10 protein-coding genes are annotated in these 16,957 nt (G+C 52.5%); all 10 read right to left on the bottom strand.

Features of this window, described 5'->3' with window-relative positions; genetic code table 11:
• Positions 1 to 3: 3 nt before the first annotated feature.
• Positions 4 to 459 (bottom strand): type II secretion system major pseudopilin GspG, encoded by a 456-nt coding sequence (gene gspG, locus ACJHYD_RS09570; protein ID WP_001087296.1) that lies wholly within the window; start codon positions 457 to 459, stop codon positions 4 to 6.
• Between the two features lie 16 nt (positions 460 to 475).
• Positions 476 to 1,699: a type II secretion system inner membrane protein GspF gene (gspF, locus tag ACJHYD_RS09575; RefSeq protein WP_021561387.1), complete on the bottom strand. Its 1,224-nt coding sequence runs from the start codon at positions 1,697 to 1,699 to the stop codon at positions 476 to 478.
• Positions 1,699 to 3,192: a type II secretion system ATPase GspE gene (gene gspE, locus ACJHYD_RS09580; RefSeq protein ID WP_021561388.1), complete on the bottom strand. Its 1,494-nt coding sequence runs from the start codon at positions 3,190 to 3,192 to the stop codon at positions 1,699 to 1,701. Before gspE ends, gspF begins: the two co-directional genes overlap by 1 nt.
• Positions 3,192 to 5,252, bottom strand: coding sequence for a type II secretion system secretin GspD (gspD, locus tag ACJHYD_RS09585; protein ID WP_000498829.1), 2,061 nt, complete (start codon positions 5,250 to 5,252; stop codon positions 3,192 to 3,194). The genes gspE and gspD overlap by 1 nt, the downstream gene beginning before the upstream one ends.
• A 29-nt stretch (positions 5,253 to 5,281) precedes the next feature.
• Positions 5,282 to 6,241 (bottom strand): type II secretion system protein GspC, encoded by a 960-nt coding sequence (gspC, locus tag ACJHYD_RS09590; RefSeq protein ID WP_024211239.1) that lies wholly within the window; start codon positions 6,239 to 6,241, stop codon positions 5,282 to 5,284.
• Positions 6,242 to 6,258: 17 nt separating this feature from the next.
• Positions 6,259 to 6,669, bottom strand: a complete 411-nt coding sequence (gspS2, locus tag ACJHYD_RS09595; protein ID WP_001305972.1) for a type II secretion system pilot lipoprotein GspS-beta — start codon at positions 6,667 to 6,669, stop codon at positions 6,259 to 6,261.
• Positions 6,670 to 6,734: 65 nt separating this feature from the next.
• Positions 6,735 to 7,544 (bottom strand): prepilin peptidase PppA, encoded by an 810-nt coding sequence (gene pppA / locus ACJHYD_RS09600; protein ID WP_021561389.1) that lies wholly within the window; start codon positions 7,542 to 7,544, stop codon positions 6,735 to 6,737.
• A 155-nt stretch (positions 7,545 to 7,699) separates the two neighbouring features.
• Positions 7,700 to 12,253: a lipoprotein metalloprotease SslE gene (gene sslE / locus ACJHYD_RS09605; RefSeq protein ID WP_021561390.1), complete on the bottom strand. Its 4,554-nt coding sequence runs from the start codon at positions 12,251 to 12,253 to the stop codon at positions 7,700 to 7,702.
• Positions 12,254 to 12,738: 485 nt separating this feature from the next.
• Positions 12,739 to 14,421: a glycolate permease GlcA gene (gene glcA / locus ACJHYD_RS09610; RefSeq protein WP_000259302.1), complete on the bottom strand. Its 1,683-nt coding sequence runs from the start codon at positions 14,419 to 14,421 to the stop codon at positions 12,739 to 12,741.
• A gap of 354 nt (positions 14,422 to 14,775) precedes the next feature.
• Entirely contained in the window at positions 14,776 to 16,947 is a 2,172-nt protein-coding gene (glcB, locus tag ACJHYD_RS09615; RefSeq protein WP_109553695.1) for a malate synthase G, read from the bottom strand.
• Positions 16,948 to 16,957: the final 10 nt, after the last annotated feature.

The raw sequence follows: 16,957 nt of genomic DNA on the forward strand, positions 1-16,957 counted from the left end.
TGATTACTGAAACTCCTGCAAATTCCAGTTACCGATATCTGCGCCAGCGCCTTCCCCGTTTTCCTGACCATCTGCCCCCAGGGTATAAACATCAAACAGTCCTTTTTCACCCGGGCTGAGATACTGATAATCATTGCCCCACGGATCTTTTGGCAGTCGTTTAATGTATCCACCGGTACGGTAGTTGCGGGAGTCCGCCATATTGGCCGGTTGCTGGATCAGTGCCTCAAGCCCCTGTTCTGTGGTCGGATAACGCCCGTTATCCAGTCGGTACATATCCAGCGCATTCTCCAGCGCCACGATATCGCTGATGGCTTTTTGCCGATCCGCTTTCTCTTTATTGCCCAACAGGTTAGGCACCACCAGACTTGCCAGGACGCCAAGAATAACAATCACCACCATCACTTCCAGCAGGGTAAAACCTGCCCGTGGTTTTTGTGTGCGGGATAACGAATTCATGTGATAACTCCGTAAATTACATTCCAACCATATTGTTCAGTTGCAGCATCGGTTCGAGGATGGCGATGACGATAAACAGCACCACGCCCGCCATCATCACCACCAGCGCCGGTTCAAACAGCCCTAACGCCAGCCCCACCTGGGTATCAAATTCCCGTTCCTGGTTGACTGCGGCCTGCTCAAGCATGGTTTCCAGTTCGCCGCTCTGTTCGCCGGAGGCGATCATGTACAGCATCATCGGCGGGAACAGGCGCAACTCCGCCAGCGCAGCGCGCAGACTGCTTCCTTCGCGGACGCGATCTGCCGCCAGCAGCAGTTGTTGTTCGACATAGCGATTTGCCGACACGGCGGCAGCGGTCTGAATGCCTTCCAGTAGCGGAACACTGCTGGCGGTGAGGATGCTTAACGTGCGGGAAAAACGCGCCGTATTCAGCCCGCGCGCAACACGCCCCGTCACGGGCAAACGCAGCAAGGTTTTATCCCAGCGCAGGCGCATAGCAGGATTTTTAAGTAGCCGTTGCCCCAGCACCAGAAGCGCCAGCAAACCCGCCAGCCAGTAAACGCCGCTGGTCTGTAACGTGTCGCTCATGGCGATGAGCATTCGGGTGGAGGCAGGCAGCGCGTGTCCGAGATGATCAAACTGTTCGATAATTTTCGGCACTACTGCCGTCAGCAAAATAGTGACCACGCCCGTTGCCACCACCAGCAGTACCAGCGGGTAGAGCATGGCCTGCAGCAGGCGTGATTTCAGACGCTGCCGCTGTTCGGTGTAATCCGCCAGGCGATTAAGCACCACGTCGAGATGTCCGGATTTTTCTCCGGCAGCGACCATCGAGCAAAACAGGGAGTCAAAGACGCGGGGATGTTCACGCAGGCTGTCCGACAGGGTATAACCTTCCTGAATCCGGCTGCGCAGTGCCATTCCGAGGCTTTTTACATGCAGTTTTTCACTTTGCTCACTGACCGCCTGTAAGCAGGTTTCCAGCGGCATTGCTGCCTGCACCAGCGTTGCCAGTTGGCGGGTGAACAGCGCCAGATCTGCCGCCGCCACGCGACGATGTGCGTGCCGCCGACGCTGCAACATTCCCCCTGCCGATGCATTCATCCGTGCTTCAATGTGCACGGGAATGAGATCTTTACCTCGCAACAACTGGCGGGCATGACGCGCGGAATCCGCCTCAATCATACCTTTGGTTTTGCGACCATTACGCTCCAGCGCCTGATAGTAAAACAGTGCCATTACGCCTCCATGGTTACCCGCAGAACTTCATCGAGAGAGGTTTCTCCGGCGAGCACTTTCTCAATGCCGTTGCTGCGGATACCCGCAGAGTGTTGCCGGACATAACGTTCCAGCTCCAGTTCCCCGGCCTGACGGTGGATCAAATCACGCAATGTGGCGTCCACCACAATCAGTTCATGGATAGCGGTACGTCCGCGAAAACCTTTGTGATTACAGGCGGGGCAGCCCTGCGGATGGTACAGCGTGACGGTACGCGCATCGGTAATCCCCAGCAGGCGTTTTTCTTCGTCAGTGGCAGGCGCGGACTGGCGGCAATCGGGACACAGCGTGCGAACCAGTCGCTGCGCCATCACGCCCGTCAGACTGGAAGAGAGCAGGAAAGGCTCCACGCCCATATCCTGCAAACGCGTGATCGCCCCCACCGCTGTGTTGGTATGCAGCGTGGAAAGTACCAGGTGTCCGGTCAGTGAAGCCTGAACAGCGATTTCTGCGGTTTCGGTATCGCGGATTTCACCGACCATCACCACATCCGGGTCCTGACGCAAAATCGCGCGCAGGCCACGGGCAAAGGTCATGCCGACGCGGGTGTTAACCTGTGTCTGACCGATCCCTTCAATCATGTATTCGATGGGGTCTTCAACCGTGAGAATGTTACGCGAATGGTTGTTCAGCTCCTGCAATCCGGCGTACAGCGTGGTGCTTTTGCCGGAACCCGTCGGCCCCGTCACCAGAAAGATGCCGTGCGGTTTGTGTAACAGCTGGCGTAACTGCGCGGTCAGTTCATGGTTCAGCCCCAGACGCTCCAGCGTCAGGCGGGCCTGGTTTTTGTCCAGCAGTCGCAGCACCACGCGCTCGCCCCAGGCGGAGGGCATGGTGGAGACACGCACGTCAATCGCCCGACCGCCCAGCAGCAGCGCAATGCGTCCATCCTGCGGTACGCGCTTTTCGGCAATATCCAGCCGCGCCATCACCTTGATACGCGATACCAGCAGCGAGGCCAGTTTGCGCCCCGGGCGCAGCATTTCATGTAATGTGCCGTCAACGCGAAAACGGATCACCAGACTCTTTTCAAATGTCTCAATGTGGATATCCGAAGCGCCTTCTTTAATCGCCTCTGCCAGCATAGCGTTGATCAGTTTGATGATTGGCGCGTCGTCGTCGCTTTCCAGCAGATCTTCCGTTTCCGGCAGTTCTTCAGCGAGAGTAAAAAAGTCCTCAGCAGAACCGAGATCTTCCATCAGCTGGCGGGCCTCGGAAGAGTCACGCTGCCAGACCGCATTCAGCCGCTGTTCAAATTCGGCTTCGTCGATTTGCCGCAGCGTAAAGGGCGCGTTCAGCCCCCGCTGCAGCTCCTGCAAAACAGAGAGCGACAACGGATGAACGTGGAGGATCTCCAACGATGCTTCGCACCATGCCACCAGGCTAAACCGACGGCTGAAACTGTAGGGCAGACGCACGGTGTTAGCAGTGGTTTCCTGTGCTACAGGCACCATTAACGCGTTCTCCCGGCATTAAGGAACGCACGTACTTCCGGCGGTAAGGCCTGGTTTTGCGCTGGCAGTACCGGCTGCGCGGTGTGCGGCATCAGGCTTAAGCCTTGCTCATCACGATAGATCTGTTCGGCGCGCATGTAGTTATATTTGCGCTGCGACACGCCGTCTGCCGCCATACCGTCACGCAGAATGGTCGGGCGGATAAACACCATCAGGTTACGTTTTTCTTTTTTATCCGCCGTCGATTTAAACAGGTTACCAATCAATGGGATATCGCCCAGCAGCGGCACTTTCGCCACGCTTTCTCCCGCCTGATCGTCCATCAGACCGCCAAGCACAATTAGCTCACCATCGTTAGCCAACACGGTGGTTTTCAGTTTGCGCTCACCAAACACCACGTCGAGGCTGGTCTGTCCTTCCACCTTCGACACTTCCTGCTCAATCACCATCTGTACCGCGTTTCCTTCGTTAATCTGCGGCGTGACTTTCAGCATGATGCCGACTTTTTTCCTCTCTACTGTATTGAAAGGATTGCTGTTATTGGAGCCAACGGTAGAGCCGGTTAATACCGGAACATCCTGGCCCACCATGAAGAAGGCTTCCTGGTTGTCCAGCGTGGTGATGCTCGGCGTGGAGAGCACGTTCGAGCTGGAGTCGTTTTTGACCGCCTGTACCAGCGCCATCCAGTCACCTTTCACCACGCCAACCGCCGTACCGCTAAAGCCGGAAAGTAGCTGAGCAAGCGTGGAGAGATCGCCGTTAGTATCCGGATTTATGGTGGTAGCGCCGTTTTCACTGATTACCGTCGAGCCTTTCTGCGGTTTCGCCTGAGAAATCGCTGCGCCCAGCGTACCGATAGGGATCTGCGTACCGTTAGCAAACTGCATTAATCCGGCATCTTTCGACGCCCACTGCACGCCGAAGTTGATATTGCTGCCTTCAGCAACTTCCACGATCAACGCCTCGACATGCACCTGAGCACGGCGAATATCCAGTTGTTCAATCACGCTTTGCAGCGACTGCATGATGTCCTGCGGCGCGGTAACAATCAGGGCATTACTGTGTTTGCTGGCGGCGATGGAGACAACCTCACGCCCGCTACCGACGGTGCCTTCCGCCTCTTCTTTAGCCGCCGTGAGCGTGCCGCTGACCTGCTTCAGCACATCGACCAGATCTTCCGCTTTGCTGTATTTGAGATAGAAAACCTGGCTGTTGCCGCTGCGCTCCATTTCTGAGTCCAGCCGACGGATCAGGCGGCGCATTTTGTCCCGCGTGGCCGGGTCACCACTGACAATCACACTGTTGGTGCGTTCGTCGGCGACAATCTGTGATTTCAGCGTCGCAGGCTGGTTCTCGCCGCTGTTTTTCGTCAGGCTTTCCAGCACGCGGGCGATTTCCGAAGCCGAGGCGTTATCCAGCGGGATCACCTCTTCAGTGCGATTACCCGCGTGATCCACACGCTGGATCACTTCCGTCAGGCGCTCCACAACGGAGGCGCGTCCGGTGAGCATAATCACGTTGGAGGGATCGTAATTAACAACGTTGCCTGAGCCTGCGCTGTCGATCATCTGGCGCAGAATCGGTGCCAATTCGCGGACCGACACATTACGTACCGGCACTACTTTGGTGACCATTTCATCGCCCGCGTAGTTGTCGCTGCCTTCACCGACCAGCGGCAGTGGCTCGACTTTCGCGGCGCTGGATTTCACCACCTTCAGCACGTCGTTTTCCATCGGTACGACGGCATACCCCTGTGCTTCCAGCAGGTTAAGGAATAGCTGGTAATACTGGCGTTCATTGAGCGGAGTCATGGTACGAATACTCACTTTCCCCTGTACGCCCGGCCCCATAATGATGGTTTTATTAAGGTTAGCGCCGACGGTTTCGATGAACGATTTCAGGTCGGTATCTTTAAAATTGGCGGTGAAAGTGGCTTCTTCCGCCCAGACCGGTGAACTGCATAATGCCGCTGCCAACACCAGCGGCAGTAAACGCTTTTTTGTTTTGAGGCCAGTTGTCTTCTTACGCCAGACCGACAACGTAATATCACGCCAAAACACGATGAATGATTCTCCTGGATTAAATGCGGTTAGCGCAGCGCGATGGAAATGTCGTGGCGCGCACCCTTGCGTAAAACCGTAAGTTGAATGGAATCCATTGAAGGTAACTGCCGCATCAGAGCAATCATTGCTCGTGGATCAGTGAAATCCTGCTGATTTAGCGCAATGGCGATATCGCCTTCCTTAAAACCGCTGGCATCGAACAGAGAACGATCTGCCCCCGGCTTCACTGCATAACCGACAATCCCCTCCTTACGCACAGGCGTAAGCTGGATATAGTTAAAAATTTTCTGCGGATCTTTCGCCAGTGCCTGACGCACGGCTGCCGGGATCTCAACTGGCGCACTGGCAGCAGGCTCAGCAACAGCTTGCTTTGCTTCGTCACTGATGGCTTTTTTGTTGGTCACGGCTACGGTGGAACGCTCCTCTTCTGCCAGGCTCAGGCGCTCTATTTTTCCCTGATAGCGCAGCATCACATGGTCGCGGTTGATTTCCTCAATCACCGCGTTGTGAGAACCAAGCCGTTCCCCCTGCAAATAGACCTGCTGTTTGCCACCTTCTTCAATAACCGCGCCAGGTCTGGCACCAAAGGCGATCCCGCGCAGCACCACATTAAGACGAGTTTCTGCCACAGGCACAGGTTCAGGTTGTTTTACCGGTGCGGCGACGGGCTGATATTTGCCAAACCAGTTTTGCTGGCTGATTAATTGCACGTCATTTTTATCGAACGTTTTTGCATCTGCACGGGGCGGTTTATTCGCCGATGGGGAAACCGCCGTATATTCCGCAGAAAAGGAGAAATAGCGCCAGAGTGAATGCGCCACTTTTGCAGAAATAATAAGCAGCATGAGCCAGAACATCCCGCGTGCAATTTTTCGCAGATGCTCTTTGTCTGTATTAAGAGATTGTCTCTGGTTAAGAGTGTGACGAATTTTTGTCAGCCATTGAATGAGATAAATTCGTGCGTCACGAAAAACAACCCGCGCCAATTTATATCTACCCGACGTTATGCTTTGACTATTCCACAGGTGGTACGATCCAGTTTCCGCTGATACTGGTTACCTGTACGTGTATCATTAATCATTATGCTGTAATTAATTCCCTCGGTTATCATTAATTTCACCGTCGGGTCAGCGCACATTTGTCGTTGATAGCTGGTTAAAAAGGCATCAGGCGTCTGCGTGGTCTGAGCACCCGCTTCGCTGATAATGGTCATTTTTACCGTCGTGCCGCTACTTTGCGCCAGCACTAAGGTATATCCCGCAGATTTAATCGGCAGGTTTTGGCTGATATTTTGCGCCTGTTTTTTCGCCAGTAAACTGGCATTTTCATTATGGCTGGCACAGCCACTTAATAATCCTGTAACGCTCAACAATAGCGATATTAATACCCTCCCTGGCATTTGTTTTATCGACATGGTAAATAATCTCTAAGGTTATTAATAAGAGTTAAAATGTCACTTTGATAATGACGTTGTTATCATTAAAACAATGCCTGTAGATAAAGTGTTGCTATACCGCCCAGACTTAAACACGGTCCAAAAGGCAGTGTGGTTGATCCTCTTTTTGTAATAACGGCATATATCAGGCCGCAGCATGAGGCGATTAAAGCAACGTTGGGCAGTGATAACGCCCCCACCCAGCCACCTAAAGCGGCGAAGAGTAATACATCGCCCATGCCTAATGCTTCTTTACGCAGAACTATTCCGGCTATCCAGCGCAGGGAGTAAAAAGTGATAAATCCCACCAGTACGCCGGTGACTGCATCTTGTAGTGTTAACGGACTCTGTTGCGCCCATGCCGCAATCAGCCCGGTCCACAATACGCCCTGAGTAAAAACATCGGGCAGCCATTGGTTGTCGAGGTCAATGATGCTCGCGGCAATCAGCCAGGCGGATAATATCATCACCGCCAGCCCCCATCCACTTTCTGGCCACACCAGACTCGCCAGCAAAAAAGCGAGTGCCGTCAATAACTCCACCAGCGGATAACGCTTGCTGATTTTCGCCTGACAGTCGCGGCAGCGCCCTTTGAGCATCAGCCAGGAGAGCAGCGGTATATTGTCACGTATCCGGATGGTCTGCTGACAATGTGGGCAGTGCGAACGCGGTAGCGCAAGGCTTATTTTTGACTGCGTACTCGGCATTTCACCGTGAAACTCCGCCATTTGTTGGCGCAGCATGATAGGGTAACGCCAAATCACCACATTCAAAAAACTGCCGATAATCAATCCTCCGACGGTAGCCAGGACGGGCATCGCCGCGGGGTATTGCTGAAAAACATCAAAAAGCATGGTTAAAGGTTGTTTGTTGTAATTTGCCGGATGCGGGCCTGCGGGTGTATGCCATATGGCTTTCCTCCAGGCCCGATAAGCTGGCGCATCGGGCATATGTGTTGACCCGATGCGCCTTATTTCATGCCGGATGCGGCGCGAGCGCCTTATCCGGGTTATTCAGCAGGCATCGAATATTCGGTAACCTTATTAATGGTTTCCGGCCCTTGCTTCGGTTTCGGCAGATCGAGTGACGCGAGCGTGTTGTAAGCCGACTGGCTCACACCGCCTTCGAAGCTCATCTCCGTCGCTCCCGGCAACTGGTAAGCATTCGCGCCCGGATTCCATTTCTTAAAGAACTCCGAAAGATCCGTCTGGGCGACCCAGGAGGCACACAGCATCAGCGTGTCGGCAGCGTTACCGTTAGATTCAGCACAGTAGTTCTTACTGCCGAACTTGTTATTGCCAACCTCATCGCCGCGCGCTTTACGGTGCATCAACTGGAACAGGTTCCAGCCTTTCATCCCTTCACGCTCGCTGTAGAACTCTGGCAGAGAGCCTTCTGGATACCACTGTTTGATATCAAAGTTTTTCTCTGCCCACTCCTTCAGCTGCGCGTACATCAGCAGACGGTCGCCCGCACCGCCGCGCGCCCATGCCTGACCGTTGCTCTCGTCCAGATATTCCGGCGCGACAGTAATATCGTCAGCGACACGGTTCATCTTGCCGAGATAGCGATCCTGCATGTACAGCGCCAGCACGTTGTTCGCTACTTCAGTTGCGCCAGGAACAGTCAGCGGCGTTTCGGCGGCGTTGTGACCAACTTCGTGCCAGATCAGCCAGTCGTTCAGCGGCGTCGTCGGCAGCGTGGTGCTGTTCGTCGAGAAGCTGCTGTTCATTACCGGATAACCAGAGTGCGCATCACCGATGGAGATCTGCACATCGTTGGTGAAACGATGCTTGTGGCCCGTCAATGCTTTATAGGTAAACATCCGGTGCTTACCGTCTTCATCATTACGACCGTAGAAGTCATTCATCGAGCTGGCAAAGGTATCCAGATCGTTAGCGAATTGCTCCAGTCCGCCCGTGTAATTGCTGGCATTCAGGTTCTTCTTCGGTGTGGTATAGACGAAAGCGTCTGATTCCAGCTCACCCAGCGGAGCCGGTGAGTTCAGATCGTTTTTCCATGCGCCGTCTTTATAGAACGGTGCTTTTACCACGCCAGTAAAGGTGAAACTGGCTGATTCATTGGTAGAGCTATTGCCCTTGATATAAATCAGGCCACCGTAAGGCACCTTGAACTTCACCGTACCGCTAGCGTCCAGAGAGTACGTTTTAGTCACTCTTGGCGGACGGTTCAGCGCAACTTCATGCTTCTCACGTCCGGTCAGGTCGTCAGCCAGCGCCACGGTGACGGTCACAGGAACGTTCGCATTGGACTTAATGGTGACCTCTTTCTGAGCCGGTGCCCACAGGCCAGTTGACTGCATGTTACCTGCAAACCATTTGGTCGGATTCGAGTACAGGCTGATGGTTTCAGTAACCTCTTCTCCCCCCACAGATACCGCTCCAGGGTACTTCTCCACATCAACCTTAATGTTCAGATCCCACCAGGAACGGCCCAGCATCAGGCGCGTCAGCGGTTTTTCCATATAGTTGAGTGGATAGCTCGGGTTCATCATGCCCGCTTTGCTGCTACCGTCACCGTAGATCATGTTGTTATCGACCAGCGATTTTTTCAGATCTGCGGAGCACTGTGTGCCATCGGTATAGGCATCGTTGGTATAGCAGTTCAGGAACTCGGTGAACGTTTTAAAGCCCAGCTCGTCATTTTTGCCTTCTTCATAACGATAGCTCGTATCGTTCCACAGCCAGACCGACATGTTCTGGTACAGACGTTCCAGATCGACGCTGCTCAGACGCTCACCTTTGCGACCATTGGTCCGGAAGTAGAGCTCATGCTGATACAGACGCTGAATGTTGGTGCCTAAATCCGCAGCCTGCACCATCGCTTTTGCCGTGTCGGCGTTAAGGCTTAGTTGCGTATACTGTGGAACATACATGCCACCAGTAACCGGAACCCCCGTGCCAGGACGGTATTCCAGACAGTTGACCTCGTAGTGATATGCCTGATTAGTACACTCTTTCAGCCCCGGGAACGCGGCGAAAATTTTCTCCTTCGCAGCCTTCAGAGAATCCTCTGTTTTATGATCGGCCTCATCAATAAAGGCATAACGCGTTTCCTGTTTGCCATCTACATCTTCCAGCCAGCTGGCAACTTCCAGCTTCGGTTTGTCATCAGGTTTGTTTTCTACCTGATATTTCCACTTAACTTCCCCTGTCTTACTATCGATGGTGTACGGCAGCGCACCGTCTACGGCAGGATAACGTTCATAGACCCAAATGCCCGTTGCGCGCTGCTGACGAACGCGGTTCGGATACCCTTGAGGATCGTTATTCACCACCGACTTGTTCAGTGCCATTGACAGACCTGCAGCATCCAACAGACGCACAAAACCAGACGCGCTCTCTTCCTTAAGATTGCTCATCACGTTTTCCATGATCAGCACCGATCCACCTTTGTTCAGATAGGCGATCAGATCGGTCACATCCTGCTGAGTCAGCTTCGGTTTGCTGGTATCTGCACGCAGCGGGATTGCATAAGGATCGTTACCAACCTGAGTCACATACTCAAAGCCGTTGAGGATCAGCAGCGGCATTTCCTGCGGGTCGAGATCGCCATAGCTACTTAAATGCTCAACAGAGATACCCGCAAAATCCGGATGAAAGCCGAACTCAGCGCTGTTTCCTGTAACCTGACCATGACGTTTGAAATAGACAGTATCCAGGTTGGTGCCTACGGTCATGCTGGCTTTCGCGTCCGGCGTCCATTTATCGTCGGACAGATAGCGCAGTACGTTCTGCATGAAGTGCTTCATGTCATCTGAATCACCGCTGAGCGTACACTGCCCGTCTTTATTAACGCCCCCGTTCCAGCTGTAACCGTTCGGACAACGCAAAATGCTGTTGTAGTGCGGGTTACCGATAACCATCAGTTTGCCCTCACCGACTTGCCCCAGCGAAATAAACGGCAGGTTAAAGGTGGCGGTATCGCGCGTAACGTTTTCCGGCTCAACAAGAGAAGGCGCTTCCGTAATGTACGCCAGCTCGTTTTTATCCCAGGCGCGTTTCTCGCCGAAGGCCAGCCAGTAGTTTTTATCATTACGCGCCATCAGAATCGGGAAGGCCGCGTTAGAGATATTCACCACCGCCTGACCGCGCGCATTACCGGTGCTGCCATAGAAGTTGGTGGAGTCATGGAATACATGGAACTTGCTGACAGATTTGTAACTTGTATCCACACCCCACAGCTTGTTAATAACGCCCTGAATCTGGCCGTCATTAACATTGCGCGTCGTCAGCGAGAACCAGCGAGCCTCGTTACAACCGTCGGTTTTCGCACAAATCGCGGTATCGATCTCTTTGGCTTGACCCGTCTTAAACTGCTCAATAAATTCGTTTGGCAGATTAACAACTTGCTCACCTTCCCCCAGCGTCGCACCGTTGGATAACGAGAGATTGATAATCTCGTTGATCACGTTGGGATATTCGGCAAAGACCTTGCGTACATCGTCCGGAACAACACGGGTATTATTTTGCCCGGTCGTCGAATAGCGATGAATAAGCTGATCAATATTCGCCCCGCGAACTTCATCACCCAGTTCAGTCAGCGCAATGGTCGACTTATTGCCGCGCACTGAACCCAGTTCAAAGGTATCGATACCAAAGGAGATGGTTTCGCCCCAGCTAAAGGAAAATTCACCATTTTCCCCTGTCACGCCACGGCCTGAATTGGTGTAGTAGTTGACGCCAGCAACACCATATCCCTGGCTATCGACCAGTCGGCCTTCGGAGAGAATGATTTCCGAAGGTTGATACTGATAAAACTGTTCCGCGTTAGCCGACACGAAGGAAGCGTTCAGATCCGGTTTTGTTCCCGGCGTGGTGACAGGCACGACCGGTGAGGTATGAGTGGATGGCGCTTTATCGGTCGCAGCATTGTTTTCCACCTCTTCATTGACCAGCTTTTTGAACTCTTCCGGTGCCAGATCGATTTGCTTATACAGCGAGTCGAAGCGTTTACTCTCGATCACTGAGGAGAACTCCAGGCACACCTGTTCTGTATCCGCCGGGCAACTGTTCATGGAGGTGACTAGCGAGAGCGCATTGCTTTTCTTGTTGTCGGAAGCCGCCAGTTCTTGCGCGTCCTCAAGACTAAACGACACTTTTTCAACCGCACGCAGGCTACGCGCAGCTTCTGACTGGGTGTCGAAGGTAGCAATTGTCGTGTTACCCGCCACGCAAGTAACGTCCTCACCAGGTGTAAATGTAAAGCCATCGCTGGATTCACCATTACAGGTAGCACCAGTTACCCGCTGGCTTCCGCCCAGGGTCAGATAACCCGTTTTCGTAGGAACAGGTTCTGGCTCCGGTTCTGGCTCTGGATCAGGTGTCGGTTCCGGCGTAGGTTCTGGGTCCGGCGTTGGCTCAGGCGTCGGCTCCGGGTTTGGTGTTGGATCAGGTTTCACTTCCGGCAAAGACCCTGTTCCAGAATCTACAGGCGGCGTATCGGAGGAAGATCCGGAGCCACCGCCATCACAACCGGCTAACAGGGTTGCACTCAAAATAGCCGCTAAAAGCGATTTCTTATATTTAAATTTCTTATTCATTAATAACGCAAGTGACAAAACAATGTTAAAAAATTCGTAACTGGGAGAAATAGTTTTATGTTTTATCTTCTCTAATAACTTCCTCCATTCTTAAGAAAACGGCATCACTGATAGAAAAACAGGTGAAATTTATAAGAATAACCCCTATTTGATGTCTGTCTGGTTATTTTTACGGAATTTCAATAAACAAAAAATTAACAATCTTTCACAACGTAACTATATAAATTTGTTGGTAGTTTTAACGATTAAGATTGCAAAAGCAACAGATAGAACGGTGTTTGCTCATCAAGCGAACATAATTAATACAGGCTTGTTTTGCGTGATAAAAAAACAGATGTTCTCACGCTCTTAATTATTTAGCAGGTTATCTGAACGCAAAACATTATTGCCGCATGGATAATAAAGCGAGAAATAATTTTTAATTAATAAGACAGAATAATGTAAATGTAGCCGGATGATATTAACGATCATCCGGCATTATTGACTTACGAAACTAACATCCCGGTAAACACATACGCCTGCAACAGCGTGATAATGCCGATAACGCTGGCAAAAATCAGACTGTGCTTCACGGTGTAGCGGAACAGTTCAGATTCTCGGCCCACCATGCCCGTCGCGGCGCAGGCCACGGCGATAGATTGCGGGGAGATCATCTTGCCAGTTACGCCGCCGCTGGTATTTGCTGCCACCAGCAGGGTGTCAGAGACGTTGATTTGCTGCGCCGTGGTCGATTGCAGTGAACCAAACAGGGCGTTAGAGGAGGTGTCCGAGCCGGTAAGGAATACGCCCAGCCAGCCGAGAAACGGTGAGAAAAACGGGAACATTACGCCTGTACCTGCCAGTACCAGCGCCAGCGTGGTGGACATGCCGGAATAGTTGGTGACGAAGGCGAACGCCAGCACCATGCCAATCGACAATATCGGCCACTTCAGACTAATTAGCGTTTCGGCAAAGACGCCAATCCCTTTCTTGATGCCCACGCCGAGGATGAAGATAGAGATAATCGCCGCAATAAAAATAGCGGTGCCGCCAGCTGAGAGAGGGTCGAATTTAAACACCGCATCCATTGGCGTTGGTTGGGCGACAATGGGTGCCGCTTTCAACACTTGTTGATGCAAATGAGGGATCTGGAAATTAATCACCAGTGAATAAAACGCGCCGCCCGGAGCAAATAACGCTTTAAACGGCTTCATGGTCCAGATGGTGACCAGCACCGTTAAGATTAAAAACGGTGACCACGCACGAATGATTTGCCCCAGACTATATTCTGAAGGCACGGGACCGCCAGAAGATGGTTTATTCACCACCATCGCACCTGCGGATTGTCCCATGCTGATTGCCGTTTCGGTATTTTTCGGCCGCCAGACTTTAAGGAATAAAGCGAGTGAGACGATACTCACCAGCGCCGAAGTAATATCGGGCAGTTCGGGACCAATATAGTTAGAGGTAAAGAACTGAGTGACAGCGAAGCTTCCCCCAGCAACCAGCGCCGCTGGCCACGTCTCTTTCACCCCTTTCCAGCCGTCCATCATTGCTACCAGCCAGAACGGCACAAGAACCGACAGGAACGGTAACTGACGTCCCGCCATTGCGCCAATGTGGAACGGATCGATTCCCGTTACCTGACCGGCGACCAGAATCGGCACGCCCAACGCACCAAACGCCACCGGCGCAGTATTGGCAATCAGACACAGCCCCGCCGCGTATAACGGTTTGAAGCCCAGGCCCACCAGCAGCGCACCGGTAATCGCCACCGGCGCACCAAAGCCAGCCGCTCCTTCCAGCAACGCACCAAAGGAGAAACCAATCAGTAACACCTGCAAACGCTGATCGTCGGTGATGGAGATAACCGAGCTGCGGATAATATCGAACTGCCCGCTGGCAACGGTTAATTTATACAGGAACACCGCCGCGACAATAATCCACGCAATTGGCCATAATCCATAAATAAAGCCATAGCCCGCAGCAGCAAATGCCATATCAATCGGCATTTTAAAGGCGAATATTGCAATCAGGATAGATAATATAAGGGTTATTGCTCCAGCGACATGTCCTTTCAGACGTAATACCGCGAGTGCAACGAAGAAGAATATTATCGGGATCAGGGCGACCAGAGCGGATAGCCCCAGTCCTCCCATCGGCATATACATTTGGGTCCAGGTAACCATATTGTTCAGTCTCTTATTATCTTTATATGCTTGATATACTTAAGGTTGTAATAAGCAAAAGAGGACTGAACTGTAAAATATAGGCGTTATACTTTACAGCAACAGTACGCTGCTAACGCAATTGCTACCTCTGGCATAACAAGTATATCGGGTAAGTGTTTCTGTTCCGCACACGCAGGCGCAGAATATCGTTAAGATGTCCATATTGTTGTTTTAGGCCCGCTAGTAATGCGCTACGGGTATTTAATATTGTTAAACCCTGATAATCGCTCCGGTTATTTCCGGGATAAATGTACTACCGCAGTTACTATCATAGCCCCGACAATAAAACTTGCCGGGGCTTTTTTGACGCTATTAATGACTTTCTTTTTCGCGTAAACGCCAGGCGTGTAATAACGGTTCGGTATAGCCGTTTGGCTGTTTCACGCCGAGGAAGATTAAATCGCTGGCAGCTTTAAAAGCACACGAGTTAGCGAAATTCCCCGCCATCGGACGATAAGCCGGATCGCCAGCGTTTTGCTGATCAACCACTTTCGCCATATTCTCCAGCGACGCCTGCACCTGTTCTTTGGTCAGAATACCGTGACGTAACCAGTTGGCGATATGCTGGCTGGAGATACGCAGCGTTGCGCGGTCTTCCATCAGCGCCACGTTATGAATATCCGGCACTTTTGAACAACCAATCCCCTGCTCCACCCAACGCACCACGTACCCCAGAATCCCCTGCACGTTGTTATCCAGCTCTTGTTGGATCTCTTCCACCGACCAGTTAGCGTTTTCAGCCACCGGAATAGTCAGCAGATCGTCCAGCAACGGTTCAAATTCAGCATTGAACTCGCTCTGGGCAATGTTGGCCTGCACGCTCTGTACGTTGGTTTGGTGGTAGTGCAGCGCATGGAGCGTAGCAGCGGTTGGTGACGGAACCCAGGCTGTGTTTGCCCCGGCACGCAGTTGGTCGCCCTTCTGGCTGTACATGTCTGCCATCAGGTCCGGCATTGCCCACATGCCTTTACCAATTTGCGCTTTACCGCGCAGCCCACAGAACAGACCGGAAAGCACGTTATTACGCTCGTAGGCTTTGATCCACGGCGTCGATTTCATCTGGTTTTTACGCAGCATCGGGCCAGCTTCCATCACCGAATGCATCTCATCGCCGGTACGGTCGAGGAAACCGGTATTGATGAACGCCACGCGGTTGCGCGCCTGAGCAATACAGCTACGCAAGTTCAGCGAGGTTCGGCGTTCTTCATCCATAATGCCCATTTTCAGGGTATTCGGTGCCATACCGAGCATTGTCTCAATGCGGGTAAACAGTTTGTTGGCGAACGCCACTTCCTGCGGACCGTGCATTTTCGGTTTCACAATATAGACGCTGCCAGTGCGCGAGTTTTTCTGCACTTTTAAATCATAGAGGGCAATCGCGCCAGTCATGACGCCATCAAGAATGCCTTCCGGGATTTCATTGCCTTCGCTGTCCCAAATCACAGGAATGGTCATCAAATGACCCACGTTGCGGATAAACAGCAGCGAGCGTCCGTGCAGAGAAATTTCAGAGCCATCGGCGGCGGTGTAATGACGATCGTCATTCAGTTTACGCACGATTTGCCGACCGTTTTTTTCCATTTTCTCTTGCAGAGTCCCCTGCATCAGGCCCAGCAGGTTGCGGTACAGCAGGATTTTATCTTCCGCATCAACCGCCGCGACCGAATCTTCGCAGTCGAGAATGGTACTGATGGCCGCTTCGACGATAACATCGTTGATATGCGCCGGATCGTCTTTGCCAATCCGCCCGTTGGCATCGATTTGCAGCTCAATATGCAGGCCGTTATTTTTCAGCAAAATGCAGGACGGCGCAGCGGCATTGCCACGGTAACCGACAAACTGCGCCGGGGTGCGTAACGTGGTTTCTTTACCATTTTTCAACTGGATGTGTAATTGTTTATCAACCACCTTAAACGCCACCACATCCTGATAGCTGCCGTTTTCCAGCGGTAGTGATTCATCGAGGAAACGCCGAACCCAGGCGATAACCTGCTCACCGCGCTGCGGATCGTAGCCGCTGACCATCGCCCCTTCCTGCGGGATGATGTCGCTGCCGTATAACGCATCGTACAGTGAGCCCCAGCGAGCGTTCGCCGCGTTCAGCGCGTAGCGGGCGTTCATTGCCGGAACCACCAGCTGTGGCCCCGCCTGGCTGGTGATTTCGCTGTCAATGCCCGTGGTTTCCACCGTCACGCGCTCCGGTTGTGGCACCAGGTAGCCCAGTTCACGCAGGAAAGATTTATAGGCCGTTTTATCTTTAACCGGCCCCGGATTGCTGCGATGCCACTCATCAAGCGCCGCCTGAATGCGATCGCGTTCTGCCAGCAACTGACGATTTTCTGGTGCCAGATCGTGAACGATCTCATCAACATTGCGCCAGAACACCGCAGCATCCAGTTCTACGCCCGGCAAAACTTCTTCATCCACAAAACGTTTAAAGTCGGCGTCAATGCGTAAACGGCCCTGGGTTATGGTTTCACTCATTATTTATCTC

The sequence above is a fragment of the Escherichia sp. WS1368 genome, from assembly GCF_046487485.1.
Taxonomy (GTDB): Bacteria; Pseudomonadota; Gammaproteobacteria; order Enterobacterales; family Enterobacteriaceae; genus Escherichia; species Escherichia coli.